The sequence below is a fragment of the Sphingomonas sp. FW306-05-A genome (assembly GCF_058782275.1).
Genome location: NZ_JBYSXN010000001.1, coordinates 551,648 through 572,554, shown reverse-complemented (window position 1 = coordinate 572,554; position 20,907 = coordinate 551,648). Strand labels below are relative to the sequence as shown.

17 protein-coding genes and 1 tRNA gene are annotated in these 20,907 nt (G+C 65.3%); 10 read left to right on the top strand and 8 right to left on the bottom strand.

The window, feature by feature from the left end; genetic code table 11:
• Nucleotides 1–24: 24 nt before the first annotated feature.
• From glyS to AC3WJR_RS02575, 3 genes are read right to left on the bottom strand one after another with little or no spacing between them, the layout of a single operon-like run.
• Complete coding sequence (glyS, locus tag AC3WJR_RS02585; RefSeq protein ID WP_492722035.1) at nt 25–2,301, bottom strand: glycine--tRNA ligase subunit beta; 2,277 nt, start codon at nt 2,299–2,301, stop codon at nt 25–27.
• A complete protein-coding gene (locus tag AC3WJR_RS02580; protein ID WP_492722033.1) occupies nt 2,298–2,561 on the bottom strand; it encodes a hypothetical protein in 264 nt (87 codons plus the stop codon). The genes glyS and AC3WJR_RS02580 overlap by 4 nt, the downstream gene beginning before the upstream one ends.
• Complete coding sequence (locus AC3WJR_RS02575) at nt 2,558–3,454, bottom strand: glycine--tRNA ligase subunit alpha (RefSeq protein ID WP_277967638.1); 897 nt, start codon at nt 3,452–3,454, stop codon at nt 2,558–2,560. Before AC3WJR_RS02575 ends, AC3WJR_RS02580 begins: the two co-directional genes overlap by 4 nt.
• 122 nt (nt 3,455–3,576) lie before the next feature.
• On the opposite strand from AC3WJR_RS02575, the gene AC3WJR_RS02570 reads away from it, so the two are divergent.
• Nucleotides 3,577–4,500 carry a TraB/GumN family protein gene (locus AC3WJR_RS02570; protein ID WP_492722031.1) on the top strand — a complete coding sequence of 308 codons (924 nt, stop codon included), beginning with the start codon at nt 3,577–3,579 and terminating at the stop codon, nt 4,498–4,500.
• The gene (locus tag AC3WJR_RS02565) at nt 4,497–5,357 is read left to right on the top strand and encodes a TraB/GumN family protein (RefSeq protein WP_492722029.1); all 861 of its coding nucleotides are present in this window, start codon (nt 4,497–4,499) and stop codon (nt 5,355–5,357) included. Before AC3WJR_RS02570 ends, AC3WJR_RS02565 begins: the two co-directional genes overlap by 4 nt.
• Before the next feature lie 7 nt (nt 5,358–5,364).
• On the opposite strand, the gene AC3WJR_RS02560 is transcribed toward AC3WJR_RS02565, so the two are convergent.
• Entirely contained in the window at nt 5,365–8,748 is a 3,384-nt protein-coding gene (locus tag AC3WJR_RS02560) for a trifunctional glycoside hydrolase family 18/polysaccharide deacetylase/glycosyltransferase family 2 protein (protein WP_492722027.1), read from the bottom strand.
• A 201-nt stretch (nt 8,749–8,949) separates the two neighbouring features.
• On the opposite strand from AC3WJR_RS02560, the gene AC3WJR_RS02555 reads away from it, so the two are divergent.
• Nucleotides 8,950–10,245: an FAD-dependent oxidoreductase gene (locus tag AC3WJR_RS02555; RefSeq protein ID WP_492722025.1), complete on the top strand. Its 1,296-nt coding sequence runs from the start codon at nt 8,950–8,952 to the stop codon at nt 10,243–10,245.
• Nucleotides 10,246–10,315: 70 nt separating this feature from the next.
• A tRNA-Pro gene (locus AC3WJR_RS02550) sits at nt 10,316–10,392 on the top strand.
• A gap of 193 nt (nt 10,393–10,585) precedes the next feature.
• Here the strand turns inward: AC3WJR_RS02550 and AC3WJR_RS02545 are convergent.
• Nucleotides 10,586–11,140, bottom strand: coding sequence for a peroxiredoxin (locus AC3WJR_RS02545; RefSeq protein WP_492722023.1), 555 nt, complete (start codon nt 11,138–11,140; stop codon nt 10,586–10,588).
• Nucleotides 11,141–11,262: 122 nt separating this feature from the next.
• Between AC3WJR_RS02545 and lepA the strand changes: the two genes are divergently transcribed.
• Nucleotides 11,263–13,086: a translation elongation factor 4 gene (gene lepA, locus AC3WJR_RS02540; RefSeq protein WP_010215643.1), complete on the top strand. Its 1,824-nt coding sequence runs from the start codon at nt 11,263–11,265 to the stop codon at nt 13,084–13,086.
• A gap of 340 nt (nt 13,087–13,426) precedes the next feature.
• On the opposite strand, the gene AC3WJR_RS02535 is transcribed toward lepA, so the two are convergent.
• Together AC3WJR_RS02535 and rpsU are read right to left on the bottom strand one after the other, a co-directional pair.
• On the bottom strand, nt 13,427–14,062 hold the full coding sequence (locus tag AC3WJR_RS02535; protein ID WP_492722021.1) for an FKBP-type peptidyl-prolyl cis-trans isomerase: 636 nt from the start codon (nt 14,060–14,062) through the stop codon (nt 13,427–13,429).
• Nucleotides 14,063–14,138: 76 nt separating this feature from the next.
• Nucleotides 14,139–14,345, bottom strand: a complete 207-nt coding sequence (rpsU, locus tag AC3WJR_RS02530) for a 30S ribosomal protein S21 (protein WP_034160206.1) — start codon at nt 14,343–14,345, stop codon at nt 14,139–14,141.
• Between the two features lie 153 nt (nt 14,346–14,498).
• Between rpsU and cysS the strand changes: the two genes are divergently transcribed.
• The 4 genes from cysS to AC3WJR_RS02510 all read left to right on the top strand — a co-directional run bounded on the left by cysS (nt 14,499) and on the right by AC3WJR_RS02510 (nt 18,601).
• On the top strand, nt 14,499–15,929 hold the full coding sequence (gene cysS / locus AC3WJR_RS02525) for a cysteine--tRNA ligase (protein WP_492722018.1): 1,431 nt from the start codon (nt 14,499–14,501) through the stop codon (nt 15,927–15,929).
• Nucleotides 15,930–16,179: 250 nt separating this feature from the next.
• On the top strand, nt 16,180–16,626 hold the full coding sequence (locus AC3WJR_RS02520) for a TM2 domain-containing protein (protein ID WP_354279710.1): 447 nt from the start codon (nt 16,180–16,182) through the stop codon (nt 16,624–16,626).
• A gap of 33 nt (nt 16,627–16,659) precedes the next feature.
• A complete protein-coding gene (locus AC3WJR_RS02515; protein WP_492722015.1) occupies nt 16,660–17,595 on the top strand; it encodes a D-2-hydroxyacid dehydrogenase in 936 nt (311 codons plus the stop codon).
• A gap of 103 nt (nt 17,596–17,698) precedes the next feature.
• Nucleotides 17,699–18,601, top strand: a complete 903-nt coding sequence (locus AC3WJR_RS02510; RefSeq protein ID WP_492722013.1) for an alpha/beta fold hydrolase — start codon at nt 17,699–17,701, stop codon at nt 18,599–18,601.
• Nucleotides 18,602–18,750: 149 nt separating this feature from the next.
• On the opposite strand, the gene AC3WJR_RS02505 is transcribed toward AC3WJR_RS02510, so the two are convergent.
• Nucleotides 18,751–19,122, bottom strand: coding sequence for a nuclear transport factor 2 family protein (locus AC3WJR_RS02505; RefSeq protein ID WP_492722011.1), 372 nt, complete (start codon nt 19,120–19,122; stop codon nt 18,751–18,753).
• 195 nt (nt 19,123–19,317) lie between these two features.
• On the opposite strand from AC3WJR_RS02505, the gene AC3WJR_RS02500 reads away from it, so the two are divergent.
• Complete coding sequence (locus tag AC3WJR_RS02500) at nt 19,318–20,904, top strand: class II 3-deoxy-7-phosphoheptulonate synthase (RefSeq protein WP_492722009.1); 1,587 nt, start codon at nt 19,318–19,320, stop codon at nt 20,902–20,904.
• Nucleotides 20,905–20,907: the final 3 nt, after the last annotated feature.

Sequence of the window (20,907 nt, the reverse complement as noted above, 5' to 3'; positions counted from 1 at the left end):
AAGGTCAGGCGTAACGCGTTGGCATCACCCCTCGATCCTCGAAAAGTCTGCCACATTGTGCACTGCAGCACGAACGCGGTCGAGCAATGCGAGACGGGCCGTGCGCTTTTCGGGCACGGGGTCGTTGACGATCACGGTTTCAAAGAACGTATCGATCGGTGCGCGAAGCGTTGCCAGCGCTGCCATTGCGGCCTCGAAGTCCTCGCGCTCGATTGCGGCTGAGGCTGCGGGTTCGGCAGAGTCGAGTGCGGTGGCGAGCGCAGTCTCTGCTGGTTCGGGCGTGTAGGACAGCTCTTTCTGCTCCCTCTCCCCTTCAGGGGAGAGGGTCGGGGAGAGGGGCTGTGCTGCATTATCGAGTGAGCCGCCTGTTGAAGCGTTCCCCTCTCCCCGACCCTCTCCCCGGAGGGGAGAGGGAGAAGAAGGGACGCCCTCCTTTTTCAGGATATTCGCGGCGCGCTTGTAGCCTGCGAGCAGGTTCGTGCCGTCCTCGGTCGCCAGGAAAGCAGCCAAGGCTTTTGCCCTTTGTTCGACTCGCTCCATGCGATCGTCGCTGCTCGTGCCCCAGTCCGTTGAGGCCTGGACGTAATCGTAGCGAACACCCTGTTCCCGCAACTGAACTCCTAGGCGATCCTGCAAAAAGTCCGCCAATACCAGTCCGAGCATTGAGTCGTCGTCGTCCGACCATGCTTCCGATGCAGCGGAAATACGGAACTTTGCACCCGATACCTGGATTGTCCGGAGCACTCCCAATGCCGCACGTCTCAACGCAAACGGATCCTTTGATCCGGTTGGGAACAGTTGCACCGAGAAGAACGAGAACAACGTATCCAGCTTGTCCGCCAGACTTACCGCCACCGTCACCGGATCGGTCGGGACGTCGTCGCCCTGCCCGACCGGCTTGTAGTGATCGCGGATCGCGGCGGCGACGCGGGGGTCTTCGCCTTGTGCGGCGGCGTAATAGCCGCCCATCAGACCTTGCAGCTCTGGGAATTCGCCGACCATGCCGGTGACGAGATCCGCCTTGCAGAGCAAGGCTGCGCGGTGCGCGAGGTTGGCCAATTCTGCCTTTAGCCCCTCCCCTTCAGGGGAGGGGTTGGGGTGGGGCAGTTCAGCAGGCGTGCCTTCGGAAGTAGGCACGGCCCCACCCCCAACCCCTCCCCTGAAGGGGAGGGGCTTAGGAGAAACGATTCCTTCCTCGACCAGCCATCGTGCCAGCTTCGCCACCCGCGCGACCTTGTCCGCGACCGTTCCGAGCTTCTCGTGGAACACGATCCGGTCGAGCTTCTCCGCCTGCGCCTCCAGCGGCACCTTCAAATCGGTCTCGTAAAAGAACTTAGCATCCGAAAGCCTTGCCGCGAGCACCTTGCGGTTGCCCTCGACGATCTTCTCGCCGCCATCCACCGCATCGATGTTGGCGGTGCAGACGAACGCATCCGCGAGTGCGCCACCGGGATCGCGACACACGAAATACTTCTGGTTCACGCGCGCGGTAAGCTGGATCACCTCGGGCGGGACGCTCAGAAACGCAGCGTCGAAGCGCCCGAGCAAAGGCACCGGCCATTCGGTCAGCCCAGCATTCTCGGTCAGCAGCCCCTCGTCTTGCACCAGTTCAAGCCCCGCCTTGCGCGCGGCCATCGTCGCGCCGAGCGCGATGATCTGGCGGCGTTCGGCCTGGTCGACGATCACATGGCAGGCGCGCAATTTCTCGACATAATCGTCCGCCGAGCCGATCGTGATGATCCCCGGGTGATGGAAGCGATGCCCGACGGTCGCGGCACCGCTGGTGATGCCGGCGATCTCGACGGGCACGATCTCGTCGCCGAACAGCGCGACAATGCCCTGCAACGGGCGGACCCAGCGAAGCGATTCCATCGTGGTAGACGCCCCGCCCCAGCGCATCGCCTTGGGCCAGGGGAAGGCGCGGATGATCGCGGGGATCGCGTCCGCGAGCACGCCGGTGGTGGCACGACCGGGCTTTTCGACCACCGCGAACAGCACGCCGTCGCGCTCGACCAGTTGCTCGCGCGTGAGGCCGGTCTTGCGGAGGAAGCCTTCGAGCGCCTGCGGCGGTGCGCTCGCCTTGGGGCCCTTGGTTTCCTCGGACACCGCGGCGGTCTCGGTCGGGAGCCCACGCGCGATCAGCGCGAGGCGGCGCGGGGTGGCGTAGGTGACGAGCTCGGTCGCGGCGAGGCCCGCCTTGGCGAGTTCGGCGGCGAACAGCTTGGCGAGGTCCTCACGGGCGCGGTCCTGCATCCGCGCGGGGATTTCTTCCGAGCGGAGTTCGAGAAGGAAATCGGTCATGCGGGCACCGTTGGGAGGGGGTGGATCAGGAAGGGGTTGATCACGCAAAGGCGCAAAGACGCTAAGAGAAAGCAGGAGAAGGTTTGATAGCCTTCAGCGAGTTTGCCCGAGCGAAGCTCAACAAAACCCTCGCAAGCGCGCGCGCCGCCTGCTGCGGCACACGCCATCTTAGCGCCTTTGCGCCTTTGCGTGATAAAACCCTTCTTCTCACCCAAAGCCACTAAGCCATCAAAAGAGAAATTGCCTGCGGCGCGGATCACGCGGTCCACCCCGGATAGGCTTCCTGCCACGCAGGCGTGTGCTTCTCGATCCACGCCTGGCAGCTACCCTTCGCGAGATCGCGCACCCGGCCCATATACGCCTGCCGCTCGGCGACCGAGATGACGCCGCGCGCCTGCAACAAGTTGAACACGTGGCTCGCCTTGATCGCCTGCTCATAGGCCGGGATCGGCAGCCCCGCCGCCAGGCTGTTCTCGCATTCCGCGACATGCTTGCGGAACGAATCGAACAGGCTGTCGGTGTCCGCCACTTCGAAGTTCCAGGTCGACATCTCGACCTCATTCTCGTGGAACACCTCGCCGTAGGTCACGCCCGCGTCGTTGAACGCGAGGTCGTAGACGCTGTCCTTGTCCTGAATGTACATCGCGAGCCGCTCGAGCCCGTAGGTCAGTTCGCCAGCCACCGGCTTCATGTCGAACCCGCCCATTTGCTGGAAATAGGTAAACTGGGTGACTTCCATCCCGTCGCACCAGACTTCCCAACCCAGGCCCCAGGCACCGAGCGTCGGCGATTCCCAGTCGTCCTCGACGAAACGGATATCATGCTTCGTGAAATCGATCCCGATCGCGGCGAGCGAGCCAAGGTACAGCTCCTGCAAATCCGCCGGGCTCGGCTTCAGGATCACCTGATACTGGTAATAATGCTGGAGCCGGTTGGGGTTCTCGCCATAGCGGCCGTCAGTCGGGCGGCGGCATGGCTGGACGAAGGCGGCGTTCCACGGCTTGGGGCCGAGCGCGCGCAGCGTCGTGGCGGTGTGGAAGGTCCCCGCCCCCATTTCCATGTCATAGGGTTGCAGGATCAGGCATCCCCTGTCGCTCCAATAGTCATGGAGCGTCAGGATCATCCGCTGGAAGCTCATCGGGCGATCGGTCATGATGCGCTGGCTTTGGCGCAGTGCCGCAAGGGGGTCAACGCTTGATCGGAAAGCTGTTAACCCGCGCTGGTTTAGGGGGTAGGGCGGCGACCATTCGCCGGACACGTATCGGGACGCCTCGCATGATCCTCACCCGCCCCTTCCTCGCGCTCACCGCACTGTTGCTGAGCGGCGGCGCGGTCGCGCAGACGGCGCCCGCGCCAGTGCAGATGCCCGCAACCCCCCGCGCCGCCACGGTTACTGCCGATCCGGCTTTGTGGGTGGTCAATGACCGGGACACGACCGTGTATCTGTTCGGGACGATCCATGCGCTCAAGCCGCATCTCGGCTGGTTCGACTCGGCGGTTAAGAAGGCGTTCGACGCGAGCGGACAGTTGATCCTAGAGATCCCCCTCCCCGATCCCGCGACCGCGCAAAGCGTGATGCTCCCGCTCGCAACCGACACGTCGGGGGTGCCGTTGACGCAGAAGCTCAACGCGGGCGACCGGGCCGCTTATGCCGCCGCGATGACCAAGCTCGGCATCCCGCCCGCCGCGGTCGAGAAGTTCGAGCCGTGGTTCGTCGCCGTCACCCTCTCCCAGTTGGCGTTGCAAAAGGCCGGGTTCAGCGCGGCCGACGGCGCGGAGGCCACGCTGACCGCCGCCGCGACCGCCGCGGGCAAGCCGATCACGGGGCTCGAGACGTTGCAACAGCAGCTCGGCTATTTCCACGCGCTGTCGCAGGCGGACCAGATCGCGTTCCTCGTGTCGAGCGTGCGGGACATCGACAAGTTCGACGGGATGATCAACGCGATGCTTGACCGCTGGAAGGCGGGCGACGCCGAGGGGCTGAGCGCGCTGATGAACGAGGATTTGACGAGCCAACCCAATCTGTACCGGATCCTGCTGGTCGAGCGGAACAAGCGCTGGGCGGCGTGGGTCGCTGAACGGATGAAGAAGCCGGGAACGGTGTTCATCGCGGTCGGCGCGGGGCATCTCGCGGGGCGCGACAGTGTGCAGGTGCAACTGGCCAAGCGCCACCTCAAAGCCGTGCGTATCCGCTATTGATCCGGCGGTTCGGCCTTACGCTCGCGCTGCTGCTGGCGGGATGCGACCAGACGGCACCGACGCCGGCGCGGCCCGCGCTGTGGCGGGTGTCGGATGCCGATACGACGATCTGGCTGATCGGGACGATCCACGCGCTGCCGCCCAAGGTGCAATGGCAGACACCCGAGGTGGAGCGCGCGATCGGCGCGGCGGACACGCTGGTGCTCGAAGTGCCCCCGGTGGCAGGCGATGATGCGCACGCGCAGTTCGAAACGCTCGGCCGGCAGCGGGGCCTGCCCGCGCTGCTCGATCGCGTCGCCCCCGCGGATCGCGCGCACTTGCGGCAAGGCATTGCCGCCGCGAACCAGTCCGCCGACGATCTTAACGGATACAAGACCTGGGCCGCCGCGCTGGTGATCGGCGCGGGTGCGGGGCACGTCAGCCGAGCATCGGCGAACGACGGGGTCGAGGCGGTGCTGACGCAGCGGTTCGCGGGCAAGACGATCGGTGCGCTCGAAACGCGCGCGGGACAGCTCCACCTGTTCGATCGGTTGCACGAGGCGTCGCAGCGTCGGTTGCTGCTGGATGCCGCACGCGACGCGATCGACCCTGAGAAGGGCTATCGCACGCTGCTCGCCGCCTGGATCAAGGGCGACACGGCGACGCTGTCCGCAACGCTCGACTCCGTCCGCCAGGACCCAGCAATCGCGGATGCGCTCATCGATCAGCGCAACCGCCGCTGGACCCGCGCGATCGTCGGACGAATGGCGCGCCCCGGCCGCGTGCTGGTCGCGGTCGGCGCGGGGCATCTGGTCGGGCGGGGCTCGGTGATCGCCTTGCTCCGCGACCGCGGGCTGAAAGTCGAGCGGGTCGAGTAAGCCCGGCTTACACGTTCACCCGACCGGTCCGCACCAGCTTGCCCCAGCCGACGCGCGGTCCCCGCAACGCCTGGGTGATTGCCTTGAGCACGACATAATACATGATCTGGCGATAGCCGAAGCGCTGCGGGATCAGCAGCCACAGCAGCCGCCAGTCCTCGCGCCGCTCCAGCGCAAACGCGACGATCGCGGCGAGGAGGTCGATCAGTGTGAACACCAGCCAATAGATCAGCATCTTCTCGACATCATGCTGGGTCTGCGCCCAGCCATGCGCGAGCACCGCGAGATAAGTCGTCACGAAACTGACGATCAGCGCGAGGTCGATGATCGGCGAGATCGCGGCAAACACGATCTGGAACAGGATTGCCTGCGGGAGCCCCACGCGCGCGAGGCCGCGCGGCTTGCCCGTCGCCATGATGCTGCCGTGCTTCCACAGGCATTGCAGCGTGCCGAACGCCCAGCGGAAGCGTTGCTTGGCAAGGCCCTTGATCGTCTCGGGCGATTCGGTCCAGGCGACCGCATATTGGTCGTAGGTGACCTTCCACCCGGCGCGCTGGATCGCGATCGTCAGGTCCTGATCCTCGGCAAGCGTATCGTCGGGGTAGCCGCCAACTTGCTTGATCGCGGCCAGACGCCATGCGCCGACCGCGCCCGGCACCACCGCCATCGCATCGAGCCGTGCGAGCGCGCGCCGTTCGAGGTTCTGCGCAGTGATATATTCGACCGCCTGGAACCGCGTCAGCAGATTGACGCGGTTGCCGACCTTGGCGTTGCCCGCGACCGCGCCGAGCGTCGGATCGACGAACCAGCGCGCCAGCCGGGCAATGGTCGTCGGCTCGAACTGCGTATCGGCGTCAAGCGCGATGACGATTTCGCCCGTCGCCAGATCGAGCGCCCGGTTGAGTGCGCGTGCCTTGCCACCATTCTCGAGCGTGAGCAGTTTCACGCGCGGATCATGGGCAAAGGCGGCGTGCACCACCGCGCTCGTCGCGTCGGACGACCCGTCGTCGATCACGATCACCTCGATCCGCACATCGGTCGACGCAAGCACGCCGTGGACCGCGCGTTCGATCACCAGCTCCTCGTTGAACGCGGGGATCATCACCGTCACGAACGTGTCGGGGTCAATCGGCGGGAACACCATCCGGCTTTCGCGCCGCGCCTGGATCAGCGCCAGCGCCGACAGGATGATCGCGCGCGCAATCCCGATCGTGATCGCAAAGAAGAAGATCCAGCCAAGCGCGACGACGATCCCGCCGAGCGCACTGAAGATGAACAGGTTGAACTGTGCCGTGACCTGCTCGCTCTCCGTGATCGGTGGCATCGCGACGTCGCGCGGGATGCCGGCGAGCTCGGACACGGGCACGAAGTGATAGCCCTTGGCGCGCAACTGATCGATGATCTGCGGCAAGGCGGCGACGGTCTGCGATCGGTCCCCGCCCGAATCGTGGAGCAGCACGATGTTGCGGCTGCACTGCGGTTCATCGTCGCCGGTGCAGCGGCCTGCCGGATCGGTGACTTCGCTGACCGTGCGGTCGATGATCGCCTGCGTGCCCGGCCGCTTCCAGTCGTCCGGATCGACGTGCAGCCCGACCGAGATGTACCCGCGGTTCTGCGCCTGCAGCGCCGGGTAGATTTCGTCCGAGGTGGTCGGCTCGGCGTCCCCGAAATAGGGCGCACGGAACAGCCGCAGCGAATGGCCGGTGAACGCCTGGAACAGCCGTTGCGTGGTGTTGAGCTGGAACCGCGTTTCGGTTTCGGACGCGCCCGCAAGATTGGGATGCGTATAGGTGTGGCTGCCGATCTCATGCCCCTCGCGGATCATGCGGTCGAGCAGGCGGCGCTGCGTCAGCGCATTCTCGCCGATGACGAAGAACGTCCCCGGAACCTGCTTCTGCTTGAGCACATCGAGGACGCGCGGGGTCCAGGTCGGGTCGGGGCCGTCGTCGAAGGTCAGTGCGACGAGGCCGGGGCGATAGCCCGTCCGCGCAACGATATACGGCGATGGCAAGGTCACGAAATGGACGTCGGCGATCCCGCCATCGGGGGCCGCGATCGCCTGCCGCACGCCCGCCACCGGCACGCCTGCGATCTTGAGGATTTCGCCGCTGCCCTCGATGTCGACATCGGTCCCGGCGGGGATCGCGTTGATCGCGGAGGGCGCCGGCAGCGTGCGATGCGACCGCCCGAAGATCGACCACAGCCCGGGGTCTTCCGCGCCGAGCCGCCATACGGCGACTCCGTTGAGCCCGACCCGGCTTAGGAACTTCATCTGGTTATACGCGGACGCCGCATCGAGCAGCCAGACGACGTGGCGGCTGCTGCCTTCCATATAGGCGAAACCGGTGTTGCCGCTGGCCTTGTCGAAAATCGGCATCGCGCTCGATTCGCGCGCGGACTGCCAGGCTTCGTCGATCGCGAGCGGATCACCGCCGCCGTCGTGCCAGTCATAGCCATAGCTGCCGATCGCGACGACGATCTTGTTGCGCGGCACGCCCTGGACAGCGCGCGCGACCGAGCGTTCGAACCAGCTTTGCGACGCGATCGGGCCGGAATCGCCGCTCGTCTCATGCTCGTCATACGCCATCAGGAAGACGCGATCGACGATCGAAGCGAAGGCGGCGATGTTCCAGCCATCCTCGCCTTCCGCCGCCCCGATCGGCACCGCAATCGCGATGACCCAGTTATGCTTGGCGAAGCGCACCTTGGCTTCGCGCAGGAACGTGCGGAAGTCCGCCTGCCCGCGCGGGCTGAGTTCCTCGAAATCGAAGAACGCCCCGCCGGCACGGTTACGGACCAGCCACGGTTCCAGCTTGTCGAGGAACGCCGCGCGTTGCGTCGTCGAGTGCAACAGCGCTTCCATGCCCTTCGCGTCCCACACGCCATCCTTGGCGTTCTGGATCATCGGCAGCAGCAAGGGACGATGCGTCGAGCGGTTGATGATCTCGCGTCCCGCCGTATCGCGAAACACGGATATGTCGTGGTTGGTACCGGTGACCGAGACCCAGCCCGGAATCAACCAGTCGAGATCGTTGATATGCCGCCTGAGCGACGCGACGCTCGATTGGTCCCACGGCACATGGAAGCCGATCGCAAGCGGCTGGTCGACCGCAGTGCCGACGCCGCGCGCCGGCGCGGCACCCATCAGGCGCGCATAATCGATGATATTGCGACGTGCGCGGCGCAGCAGCGGATCGTGCGGGGGCGGCAGCTTGGTGTAAGCGGCGTGTTCCGCCTCGACCGGGAGCAGCGGAGGAGCCGGGACCGCGCCGATCGACACCCCCAGCGCAACGATCGACAGCAAGACGAGCAGCACGAACGCCGCCACCGCCATCGCGAAACGCCGACGCCGGCGACCGGACGCATCGTAGAAGATCGGTGCGCGGCTCATCGACGAGGCATCCCTGGAAACCTTCCCAACTGTAACGATCGTACACAATCGCATTGCCGCCTTGGCATGGCGATACGACGACGCCAAGATGACATCGCGTTCATGCAGCGGGATTCCTCGGGGCGTTCGACGTGTCAGCGCGCTTGGTGCTTGCCCCATGATCTCCTCGGGTTACGATCCCCGCACAGGAGAACGTACGCCATGCGGCATATCGCGATCATCGGCTCGGGCCCGGCGGGCTATTATACCGCGGAGGCGTGCCAGAAGGCGTTCGGCGACGATTGCCGGGTCGACATCATCGATCGTCTGCCTGTCCCCTATGGGCTGATCCGCAGCGGGGTCGCGCCCGATCACCAGTCGATCAAGGCGGTCGCGCGCCGCTACGAGGCGGTCGCGCTGAGCGACACCGTGCGCTTCGTCGGCAACGTGTCGGTGGGGGACGCGGTGTCGGTGCCGGAGTTGCTCGAGTTGTACGACGCGGTCGTGCTCGCGACGGGGGCGCCATCGGACAAGCCGCTCGGCGTACCGGGAGACGATCTGCCCGGCGTGATCGGGTCGGCGGCGTTCGTCGGTTGGTATAACGGGCATCCCGATTTCGCCGCGCTCGATCCGCCGGTCGGCGGTCTCGATGCAGTGGTCGTGGGGGCTGGCAACGTCGCACTCGACGTCGCGCGGATCCTTGCGAAGACCGAGGCCGAGTTTGGCGGCTCCGACATCGTCGGCCACGCGCTCGATCGGTTGCGCGATGCCGAACATGCGACGGTCACGCTGCTTGCGCGACGTGGGCCGCACCAGATCGCGATGACGCCCAAGGAACTGGGCGAGCTGGCGCATCTGACGCGTGCGGTGGCGCTGGTCGACCCGGCGGACTTGCCGTCCACGGAGGCGGATGTCGATCTCGATCCGGGGATGCGCAAGGCGGTGGCGCATTTGCGCGCGTTCGCGCTGCCGCAGGCGGACAAGCCGGTCCGGATCGTGTTCGACTTCTTCGCCCGCCCCGTCCGGGTGGAAGGCGAAAGCCATGCCGAACGCGTGATCGTCGCGCGCACGCGACTCGACGCTGACGGGCGCGTGGTCGATACGGGCGAGGAATATGCGATCCCCGCCACACTGGTGGTCAGTTGTATCGGATATCGCACGCCCCCGATCGCGGGCGTCCCGTATGACGATGCGCTCGGGCGGTTTGCCAATGTCGACGGGCGGATCGCGGCGGGGCTGTATGCGGTCGGCTGGGCACGGCGCGGGCCTACGGGGACGATCGGCACCAACCGGCCTGACGGGTTCGCGATCGCCGAACTGATCGCGGCGGACGTTCCGGGAGGGAGCGGCAAGGCCGGGCGGGTCGGGCTGGACACGTTGCTCGCCGATCGCGGGGTCGACATCGTCACCTTCCGCGACTGGCAGAAGATCGAGGCTGCCGAAGTGACACGCGCGCGAAGCGGCGCACCGCGGGAGAAGTTCGCAACGATCGCGGAAATGCTCGCCGCGCGGGCCTAAAGCGCGGGGCCGCAACTTTTCGCTTGCTCCCCTGCTCCGCCCCGGCTAACCGCTCGCCCCTGCAATGTGTCGGGGCGTGGCGCAGTCTGGTAGCGCACTGGTCTCGGGGTCCAGGGGTCGTAGGTTCGAATCCTATCGCCCCGACCATTGCAGCGATGGCTTCGCCTGAATGGCTTGAGGCAGGTTCCCCGAAAGTGCTTTCTTCTATTTACGCTTCCCCGGCGAAGGCCGGGGCCCAGTAGCGGGCGTTCTGCTAACGGACGCTGCGCGCCGTTATCTCGACCTTCACTACTGGGCCCCGGCCTTCGCCGGGGAAGCACCAGTGTTTAAGCACCGAGCCTCAGCCCTTGTGCTTCGCGCGCCAGTCGCGAACCGCGCCGAGCGTGCCCTCGACATGCCCGACCGGATTATTCTGCGTCAGCTCGTAGATCACCTCGCCGGTCGGCGCGATCACGTACGAGGTGCGGCTCGTGATCTTCGAGCCCGCAGCATAAGACACGTCATAGTTGCTGATCATCGGCGGAGTCGCAGCGGCGACCGGGAAGGCGCTGCGGCATTCTTCCTTGGAGAAAGCATCGATCTTGTCGATCCCGCCCGCGGTCAGCCCGACTAGCGTCGCGCCCGCCTTCTTGAAGTCGGCAGCGGCCTCGGCGAACTTGTGCGCCTCGATCGTGCAGCCCGCAGTGAAGGCGGCGGGGAAGAAATACACCACGACCGGCCCCTTCTTGAGCGCGGACGCGAGCGAGAAGGTGAACGGCTTGCCGCCGAGCGCGCCCTGCGTGGTGAAATCGGGCGCCTTCGCCCCGACCTTGAGCGCGGCGGTGGCGGGCATGGCGAAGGCGATGGTTGCCGTCAGTGCAAGGGCGGCTGCGGCATACGGACGGGCGAGCTTCATGCGACTTCTCCTGATGATCTTTTGCAAAGCCTAGCCTGCCCCCTTTTGTTCCGCCAGCGACGAATCGCAGCCGACGAATCGCTGATGTTGCGTTGGCCCCCGCGCATGCTATCGCCGCGAGCATGACCACCCCGCTCGACCGCATCCGCAACTTTTCGATCATCGCGCATATCGACCACGGCAAGTCGACACTTGCCGACCGCCTGATCCAGCAGACCGGCGGGCTGACCGCGCGCGAAATGTCCGAGCAGGTGCTCGACAACATGGACATCGAAAAAGAGCGCGGGATCACGATCAAGGCGCAGACCGTGCGCCTCGCCTATCACGCCAAGGACGGTCTCGATTACGTCCTCAACCTGATGGACACGCCGGGGCATGTCGACTTCGCCTATGAGGTGAGCCGCAGCCTCGCCGCATGTGAGGGCGCGCTGCTGGTGGTCGACGCGGCGCAGGGCGTCGAGGCGCAGACCTTGGCCAACGTCTATCAGTCGATCGAGCATGACCACGAGATCGTGCCGGTCATCAACAAGATCGATCTGCCCGCCGCCGAGCCCGAAAAGGTCCGCAAGGAGATCGAGGACGTGATCGGCATCGATGCGTCCGGCGCCGTGCTCGCGTCGGCCAAGTCGGGGATCGGCATCGAGGACATCCTCGAGGCGATCGTCACGAAGATCCCGCCGCCCAAGGGCGACCCCGAGGCACCGCTGAAGGCGATGCTGGTCGACAGCTGGTACGATCCGTATCTCGGCGTCGTCATCCTCGTCCGCGTGATCGACGGCGTCCTGAAGAAGGGCCAGCAGATCAAGTTCATGCAGACCGGCACGATGCATCTGGTCGACCGGGTCGGCTGTTTCCGCCCCAAGATCGAGCAGCTGACCGAACTCGGCACGGGCGAGATGGGCTTCATCACCGCGCAGATCAAAGAGGTCGCGCAGACGCGCGTCGGCGACACGATCACCGATGCCAAACGGCCTGCGCTCGAAGCGCTGCCGGGCTTCAAGGAAGTCCAGCCGGTGGTGTTCTGCGGGATGTTCCCGGTCGACGCCGCCGAGTTCGAGAAGCTGCGCGAGAGCATCAGCAAGCTGCGACTGAACGATGCGAGCTTCTCGTTCGAGATGGAGACGTCGGCGGCGTTGGGCTTCGGCTTCCGCTGCGGGTTCCTGGGGCTGCTGCATCTGGAGATCATCCAGGAGCGGCTGACGCGCGAATATGACCTCGACCTGATCACGACCGCGCCGTCGGTGGTGTACGAGATCGAGCTGACCCACCCCGATCCTGCGGGCACGACGCAAATCGAGTTGCACAACCCCGCCGACATGCCCGAGCCCAACAAGATCGCGACGATCAGCGAGCCGTGGATCGAGGCGACGATCTACGTCCCCGACGAGTATCTCGGCAGCGTGCTCAAGCTGTGCCAGGATCGCCGCGGCATCCAGAAGAACCTGACCTATGTCGGCGGCCGCGCGCAGGCGACCTACGAACTGCCACTCAACGAAGTGGTGTTCGATTTCTACGATCGGCTGAAGTCGATGTCGAAGGGCTATGCGAGCTTCGATTATCATCAGATCGGCTATCGCGAGGGTGATCTCGTGAAGATGGGGATCCTCGTCAACGAGGAGCCGGTCGACGCGCTGTCGATGATCGTCCACCGCGGCACCGCCGAAGTGCGCGGCCGCGGCATGGTCGAGCGGTTGAAGGACCTGATCCCGCGCCATCTGTTCAAGATCCCGATCCAGGCAGCGATCGGCGGCAAGGTCATCGCGCGCGAGACGATCAGCGCGATGCGGAAGGATGTGACCGCGAAATGCTATGGCGGTGACGCGACCCGCAAGAAGAAGCTTCTGGAAAAGCAGAAGAAGGGCAAGGCAAAGATGCGCGAGTATGGCTCGGTCAGCATCCCGCAAGAAGCGTTCATCGCTGCGCTGCGGATGGGCGACGACGGTTAACGCTCTAGGGTCGCGCTCGCCCTTCCCCCCAATAACTGTCATCCCCGCGGAGGCGGAGATCCATACTGGCTGGCCGTCGCTGTTACCGCCGCCGTTGCGGTAACGCATACCCGCCATTGCCGGACCTCTGCATGGAGGGAATCGAAGTTTGATCGTCACCCCGCGCAACAGGCATAGTCCGGACTCGCGGAGAACTGGATCCTGAAACAAGTTCAGGATGACGGGCAGTTATGCAGATCGCTCGCCTACGCGGGAATGACGGCGTTAGGCGGTACGTCCAAACGCCAAAAACCCCGACCGAGGCCGGGGTTCTGGTATCGTTGGCAATGTGCCGAAGCGCTCAGTTGCCCTGCGGCACCGCTCCGCTCGGGGCCCCACCCGGCGCACCAGGCATCGCGCCCGGCGGCATCCCACCCGGCGCACCGCCGCCCTGCATCATCTGCTGCTGCATCATCTGCTGCTGCTGAAGCTGCTGGACCGCCGCCTTGGAGAGGAAATCGAGCATCTCGATGTCGAACACCAGCGTCGAATGCGCAGGCATCCCCGGACGCGCGGTGTCGCCGTAAGCAAGGCTCGGCTTGATCCACACGCGATATTTGCCGCCCTTGGGGATCAGCGTCAGCGCTTCCTCGAACCCGGGGACGACCTGATGCTCGCCGAGCGGCACCGGGAACGGGCGCTGGCTCTTGTCGAACACCGTGCCATCGACGAACTTGCCCTCGTAATTGACGAGCGCGACGTCCTGGTCGGTCGGCGGGGCACCGGTGCCGGGGGTCAGCACCTGATATTGCAGCCCCGACGGCGTCTGCTTCACACCCTTGTTCTGCGCATTGTGCGCAAGGAACGTTGCGGCCGGGTCGACCGGGGTCTGTACAGCAAGCGCCGCTGCACCGACCGCGGCGACCGCGATTCCGGCCCACAGATACACCAGCACACGCCGCTTGACGGGCTTCAGCGGAACAGCGGTGATCGACATGGGCGCTCCCAGATGGGCGGTCAGTTCAGGAGAAAAGAAGCTGGCAGGTCATCGCGACCCGCCCGAAGTCACGGTCTTACCGTGCTCCGTCACGCTCCAGGCGCTTGCGCTCGAGCTTGCGGGCGCGGCGAACGGCGGCTGCACGCTCGCGGGCGCGCTTCTCGCTCGGCTTTTCGTAGTGGCGGCGCAACTTCATTTCGCGATAAACGCCTTCGCGCTGCAGCTTCTTCTTGAGCGCGCGCAGCGCTTGGTCGACATTGTTGTCGCGAACGATGATTTGCATAAACTCGAACAGCTCCGAATCGATAGAAAAGCGCCGCCGCGAACCGAGGGTCCGCGTCGCAAGGCGTGCGCCCTACACGGCTGGGTCGTAAGTTTCAACCCGCGCCACAGCTTTTACGTGACTTGCCCGCCCTGCTCTCGCTAAGCGAACGACATGACCGGAACACCCCTTACACTGTATAATAGCCTGACGCGCGCGTTGGAGACGTTCACCCCGATCGATCCGCATGTCGTGCGGATCTACACCTGCGGACCGACCGTCTATAACTATCAGCACATCGGCAACATGCGCGCATTCCTGTTCGCGGACACGCTCGGGCGCGTGATCCGCTGGAAAGGCTGGCCGACCAAGCACGTCATCAACATCACCGACGTCGGCCATCTGACGAGCGACGCGGATGCGGGCGACGACAAGATGGAAAAGGCCGCCGCCGCGCAGGCGAAGTCGATCTGGGAGATCGCCGCGCATTATACGGCCGCGTTCAAGGAGGACGTCGCACGGCTCAACATCGAGCCGCCGGCCGAATGGACCGTCGCGACCGACCATATCAGCGAGATGATCCACTTCGCACAGCGGATCGAGCGCGATTGCTATCTGATCGACGGCGGACTGTATTTCGACACCAGCAAGGTGCCGCATTACGGCGCGCTCGCGCGGAGCAACACCGAGGCGGGCGAAAGCCGGATCGATCCGGTGTCGGGCAAGCGCAATGCCGCCGACTTCGCGATCTGGCGACGGTCGCCGCCGGGCGAGCAGCGCCAGATGGAGTGGGATTCGCCTTGGGGCCGCGGCGCGCCCGGGTGGCATCTCGAATGCTCGGTGATGAGCCTCAAGCATCTCGGGCATCCGTTCGACATCCATACCGGCGGGATCGACCACCGCGAGATCCACCACCCCAACGAGATCGCGCAGAACCAGGCGTTCTGCGGGTGCGAGGACAGTGGTGCGCGGATCTGGATGCACAACAACTTCCTGGTGGACCGCGGCGGCAAGATGTCCAAGTCGACGGGTCAGTTCCTGCGGCTCCAGACACTCGTTGATGCCGGGTTCCACCCGCTCGCCTATCGGCTGATGTGCCTGCAGGCGCAGTATCGCAGCGAGCTGGAGTTCACCTGGGACAATCTCGCCGCGGCACTCACTCGGCTCAAGCGACTGGTGATCGCGCTCGATGCGTTGCGCGGGCGCGATGACGGGACGATCAAGGGCGATGCCGAGCCGTATCTCGCGCGGCTCGAGGAGGCGGTGGCGGACGATCTCAACACTCCGCGCGCGCTGATCGTGCTCGACGAGCTGATCGCGGACAAGAAGCTGTCGCCTGCGGTGCGGATCGGCGCGATTGCGGATTTCGACGCGGTCCTGGGCTTGCGGCTCGCGGATTTGACGCGCGCCGAGCTGCGGTTGCGGCCGGTGGATGCGACGATCGACGAAGCGACGATCGTCGCGCGGATCGCCGACCGCAAACAGGCGCGGATCGACAAGGACTTCGCCGCGTCCGACGCGATCCGCGACGAGTTGGCGGCGGCGGGGGTCGAGGTGATGGACGGCGATGCGCTGGGATGGGACTGGAAGCTGACGGTTTCCTAAAGGCACCGTGGATCGGGTTTGATCGCCTTCCCGCGCCTCAAAGGCTGCCGTCATGCTGAACTTGTTTCAGCATCCACCGCGCAACAGGCATAGTCCGGACTCGCGGAGGGCTGGATCCTGAAACAAGTTCAGGATGACGGGTGAGGGCGCGCGATGCGTTACGCCCCTTCAGAAACGAACGGAGAACACCCCCCTTCCCTTCGGCCCGCCGCTTGCTAAGCTGCCGCACCACAACCGGGGGGACGTGACGATGCAGGGCAAGATCTTGGGGTTCGACCCCGGCAGCGGAGAAGGCATGATCAGCGGCGAGGACGGTCGCCGCTATGCGTTCGGTCCCACCGAATGGCGGCACCGCAGCGCGCCGCAGAGCGGGCAACGCGTCGACTTCGATGCGCAGGACGGTCGCGCAGCCGGCATCTACGTCACCGGCGGCGGCGCGATGGCGGCGGACAAGAACCGTTTCGTCGCCGCCTTGCTCGCGTTCTTCCTGGGCACGCTCGGGCTCCACAAATTCTATCTCGGGCGGATCAAGGCCGGGATCATCATGCTGTGCGTCGCGGTGTTCGGGTCGATCCTGTTCGGCGTCCCGACCGCGATCATCGCGATCATCGCGCTGATCGAATGCATCATCTATCTGGTCACGCCGGACGAAGCGTTCGAACGCAAATATGTCGAGGGCGATACCGCCTGGTTCTGACCCAGCCTGATGCCCGTCTGATGGGAGCCATTGATGAAAGTCGTTCTGCCCGCGCTCGCCCGTGCCCTGCTCGAACCGCGATTGCCGGAGGGGCTGGACCTGGTGTGGGTGACGACGCGGGAGGAGGCGACCGCGGCGATGGCGGACGCCGACATCGGCTGGGTCGACCTGTATCCGCATGGGCTGACCGGCGAGGCGGTCGCCGCCGCGCGCAAGCTGCGCTGGCTGTTCACCGCGATCGCCGGGATCGAGTCGCTCGATCTCGCCGCGTTGCGCGCGATGGGCACCGTCGTCACCAACGGCGCCGGGATCAATGCGATTGCGGTGGCGGAATATGCGGTGATGGGCGTGCTCGTCGCGGCCAAGCGTTATGACGACGTGGTACGGATCGCCGACCGCCGCGCATGGCCCGATTATGCACCGGGGCGGCAGGAACTGTACGAAACCAGCGCGCTGATCGTCGGCTATGGCGCAATCGGACGACTGATCGGCGAACGGCTCGCGGCATTCGGGGTCGACGTGACCGGCGTCACCCGCTCGGGCCGCGACGGGACACTGACGCCGGATGCGTGGAAGCCGCGGCTCGCCGAGTTCGACTGGGTGATCCTAGCGGCGCCCTCGACCGGCGACACCCGCGCCGTGATCGGCGCACCCGAACTCGCGGCGATGAAAGCGAGCGCATGGCTCGTCAACATCGCACGCGGCGACATGGTCGATCAGGACGCGCTGATCGACGCGCTCGACCGCAAGACGATCGCGGGCGCATTCCTCGACACGGTCGACCCGGAACCGCTCCCGCCCGAGCATCCGCTGTGGACCGCCCCCAACGTGATCCATTCGATGCATCTCGCCGGTCGCAGCCAGACCAAGATGTTCCGTCGCGCCGCCGAGCTGTTCCTGCGCAACCTTGCGCGGTTCCAGGCGGGGCAGCCGATGGAGAATGTGGTGGATCTCGACGCGGGGTATTGAGGTGGGGCGCACGTCGTGCGCGACTCGATCGATGAGCATAGAAACCGACGTTGTGCTCCGCCTGCAAGCCAGCTTACATCGTCACTCCTGATCGGGGCTTCAGATGCGTACCTTATCCCTTGCAACGCTATTGTCCTGCATCGCCATCAGCACGTCTGGATTGATGGTTGCGCCACGAGAAAAGCCTGTCAACGGGCGCTTCGATGTCGGGGGGCGCTTCATCCGCCTTGCTTGCAAGGGCGCAGGAAGGCCGACGGTAGTGATCGACGCTGGATTAGGAACAGCACCGGTCGAGGATGCGGGATGGCAGGCCATAGCGGCGCACGTTACGCCGGTAACGCGCGTCTGCCTCTATGATCGGGCTGGCGTCGGACAGAGCGATCCGGCGGCACCTGGGCCCCGCTCCAGCGTGGATGCCGCCCACGACCTGCATGCCGCATTGTCAGCGGCAGGGGTGAAGGGACCTTACCTTCTTGTCGGCCATTCAGTGGGCGGGCTGCATGCCCAAGTGTTCGCGGCGCAGTACCCGACCGACACGGCCGGGTTGGTACTGGTATCAACAACGCATGCCGACCAGTTTTCGACGTGGCTGGCGCTTCTACCGGCATCGGCACCGGGCGAAGAACCGGCCGTGACCGAAACCCGATCTTTCCTCACCAGCATGCAAACGGATCCGAGCAAGAACGAAGAGCGCCTGGATATGCATGCGAGCACCGCAGAGGCACACCAACTTACCACGCTCGGCAACAAGCCGGTAATCGTGCTGACGCATAGCCCGCGCTTTCGCATGGTACCCGGACTGTCCGAGCCGATCGCTGTCCGATTGGAAGACGCGACCCAGCGAATGCAGCGCGAGTTCCTTTCGCTGTCTACCAACACGCGACAGAATGTCGCAGAACGGGCGGGGCATGGTCTGCCCCACGAAGTCCCCGCGTTCGTCGTTGATGGCATCCTGCAGGGCATCGCCGCTGTTCGGGCGCAAGCACCTGCCGAAGACCTGAAGTGAGCGACGCTTTGCCATGTTCGTGCAGCCGGACAGCTTGCGTCAGATCCGGATTTTGGAGGCTTCAACCGACCGCTTTCTAGGTCCGCTTTTCCGATCGCGAACGGCGACAACTGAGTGGAAGCAGCCATCAGCTTTTAGCATCGGACCGCCTACCCCGCCTCCGCCGGATCGAAGAAGAACCAGTGTTCATGGATCTTGCCGTCCAGAATGCGCACCGCATCCGCGCCACTGACGGTGACCTGCCCAGGAGGCCCGCCGTGCCAGCGTGTGACCGCCATACCGTGATGGCCAAGCGTAGGCCCGGTGACCGCGAACCGGAAATCGGGCGGCATGTCGGCGAGGACACCCGCAACGGTATCGGAAATGGCGGCATGTCCGGTAATCGACCGCTCGGGTTCGTAGATGTGCGCCTCGGGGTGATAGATCTCCGCCAGCGCAGCCAGCCGTTTGTCGCCGTCATGCTCGTTCCAGACCCGTTCGATGCTCGCCTCGAGCAGTCCCGTCGCGATCACGTCGTTCATGTCGGGTTCCCGTATCTGTCCGGCAACGCTGCCGAGGGGGTGCCACTAAACGCCTAGCCGGCACACGGTAACAGATCGGCCCGGGCGGCGGCAAATCGCCGTCATCCGGCCGCAGCAGGCGTGACGGCCCACAAATTACCCCGCAAGGGAAAATCCCGGTTGCACCCCTTACCCAGCCTGGGTAATAGCCTCCGCATGACAACGATGGCCGGCCTCAAGATCAAACGCTTCCGCGAAGAACGGGGTCTCACCCGGGCTGCGTTCGGCGCGTGGTATGGCGCGCCGGGCTCAACCGTCCAGGGCTGGGAAGAGGATGGCAAGCGCGCCAGCGGCCCGGTGGTCAACCAGATCGCCGCCAACGCCATCGCAGCACACGCCGACTGGTATGTACAGATTCGTATGGAGAATGACATGAGCAGCTGGGCCCCCGATAGCTGGACCCGCGCCGACGCGCGCCAGATGCCGCATTATGAGGATACCGCCGCACTCGACGCCGCGACGACGCAGCTCAGCAGCTTCCCCCCGCTCGTTTTCGCGGGCGAGGCACGCAACCTGACCGCCGATCTCGCGCGCGTCGCCGAGGGGAAAGCGTTCCTGCTGCAAGGCGGCGACTGCGCGGAGAGCTTCGCCGAGCATAGCGCGAACAACATCCGCGATACGTTTCGCGTCATCCTCCAGATGGCGGTCGTGCTGACCTTCGCCTCCAAGCTGCCGACGGTGAAGCTCGGGCGGATGGCGGGGCAGTTCGCCAAGCCGCGTTCGGCCGACACCGAGACGATCGGCGACGTCACCCTGCCCGCCTACCGCGGCGACATCGTCAACGATATCGCCTTCACGCCTGAGGGCCGCGCCAACGATCCGCAGCGGATGATCCGCGCGTACAGCCAGTCGGCTGCGACGCTCAACCTGCTGCGCGCGTTCGCTGGTGGTGGCTATGCCAACCTCCACCAGGTCCATCGCTGGACGCACGATTACATGGGCCGCAGCCCGTGGGCGAAGAAGTTCGCGGACGTCGCGGACCGGATCGGCGAGGCGCTCGACTTCATGGAAGCGTGCGGAATCAGCCCCGAAACCGTGCCACAATTGGCGCAAACCAGCTTCTATACCAGCCACGAAGCGCTGCTTCTGCGCTACGAACAGGCACTGACCCGACAGGATTCGCTGACCGGCGACTGGTATGACACCAGCGCGCATTTCCTGTGGATCGGCGACCGCACCCGCTTCGAAGGCAGCGCGCACGTCGAATATCTGCGCGGGATCGGCAATCCGATCGGGATGAAATGCGGGCCCAGCCTAGAGCCCGATGCGCTGTTGCGGCTGCTCGACACGCTCAACCCGTCGCGCATTCCGGGGCGGATGACGCTGATCACCCGCTATGGCCACGACAAGATCGAGGCAGGGCTCCCTAAGCTGGTCCGCGCGGTGCTGCGCGAGGGGCATCCGGTGGTGTGGAGCTGTGATCCGATGCACGGCAATACGGTCAAGGCCGCGACGGGGTACAAGACCCGGCCGTTCGATCGTATCCTGGCGGAAGTGCGTGGGTTCTTTGCGGTGCATCGCGCCGAGGGCTCGATCGCAGGTGGCATTCACGCCGAGATGACGGGGCAGAACGTCACGGAATGCACCGGCGGTGCGGTCGACGTGACCGAACAGTCGCTGGCGGATCGCTATCACACGCATTGCGACCCGCGGCTCAACGCGGGTCAAAGTCTGGAACTCGCATTCCTGCTCGCGGAAATGCTCAATGTCGAGATGGCGGAACGGCGGCGCGCGGCGGCTTGAGCC

Bases quoted from the DNA above. Each gene is read 5' to 3' on its own strand.
- AC3WJR_RS02545 (WP_492722023.1), bottom strand. From the start codon at position 11,140: ATGAAGCTCGCCCGTCCGTATGCCGCAGCCGCCCTTGCACTGACGGCA.
- cysS (WP_492722018.1), top strand. From the start codon at position 14,499: ATGACCGGAACACCCCTTACACTGTATAATAGCCTGACGCGCGCGTTG.
- AC3WJR_RS02515 (WP_492722015.1), top strand. From the start codon at position 16,660: ATGAAAGTCGTTCTGCCCGCGCTCGCCCGTGCCCTGCTCGAACCGCGA.
- glyS (WP_492722035.1), bottom strand. From the start codon at position 2,301: ATGACCGATTTCCTTCTCGAACTCCGCTCGGAAGAAATCCCCGCGCGG.
- lepA (WP_010215643.1), top strand. From the start codon at position 11,263: ATGACCACCCCGCTCGACCGCATCCGCAACTTTTCGATCATCGCGCAT.
- AC3WJR_RS02575 (WP_277967638.1), bottom strand. From the start codon at position 3,454: ATGACCGATCGCCCGATGAGCTTCCAGCGGATGATCCTGACGCTCCAT.
- AC3WJR_RS02535 (WP_492722021.1), bottom strand. From the start codon at position 14,062: ATGTCGATCACCGCTGTTCCGCTGAAGCCCGTCAAGCGGCGTGTGCTG.
- AC3WJR_RS02505 (WP_492722011.1), bottom strand. From the start codon at position 19,122: ATGAACGACGTGATCGCGACGGGACTGCTCGAGGCGAGCATCGAACGG.
- AC3WJR_RS02560 (WP_492722027.1), bottom strand. From the start codon at position 8,748: ATGAGCCGCGCACCGATCTTCTACGATGCGTCCGGTCGCCGGCGTCGG.
- rpsU (WP_034160206.1), bottom strand. From the start codon at position 14,345: ATGCAAATCATCGTTCGCGACAACAATGTCGACCAAGCGCTGCGCGCG.
- AC3WJR_RS02570 (WP_492722031.1), top strand. From the start codon at position 3,577: ATGATCCTCACCCGCCCCTTCCTCGCGCTCACCGCACTGTTGCTGAGC.
- AC3WJR_RS02555 (WP_492722025.1), top strand. From the start codon at position 8,950: ATGCGGCATATCGCGATCATCGGCTCGGGCCCGGCGGGCTATTATACC.
- AC3WJR_RS02520 (WP_354279710.1), top strand. From the start codon at position 16,180: ATGCAGGGCAAGATCTTGGGGTTCGACCCCGGCAGCGGAGAAGGCATG.
- AC3WJR_RS02510 (WP_492722013.1), top strand. From the start codon at position 17,699: ATGCGTACCTTATCCCTTGCAACGCTATTGTCCTGCATCGCCATCAGC.
- AC3WJR_RS02500 (WP_492722009.1), top strand. From the start codon at position 19,318: ATGACAACGATGGCCGGCCTCAAGATCAAACGCTTCCGCGAAGAACGG.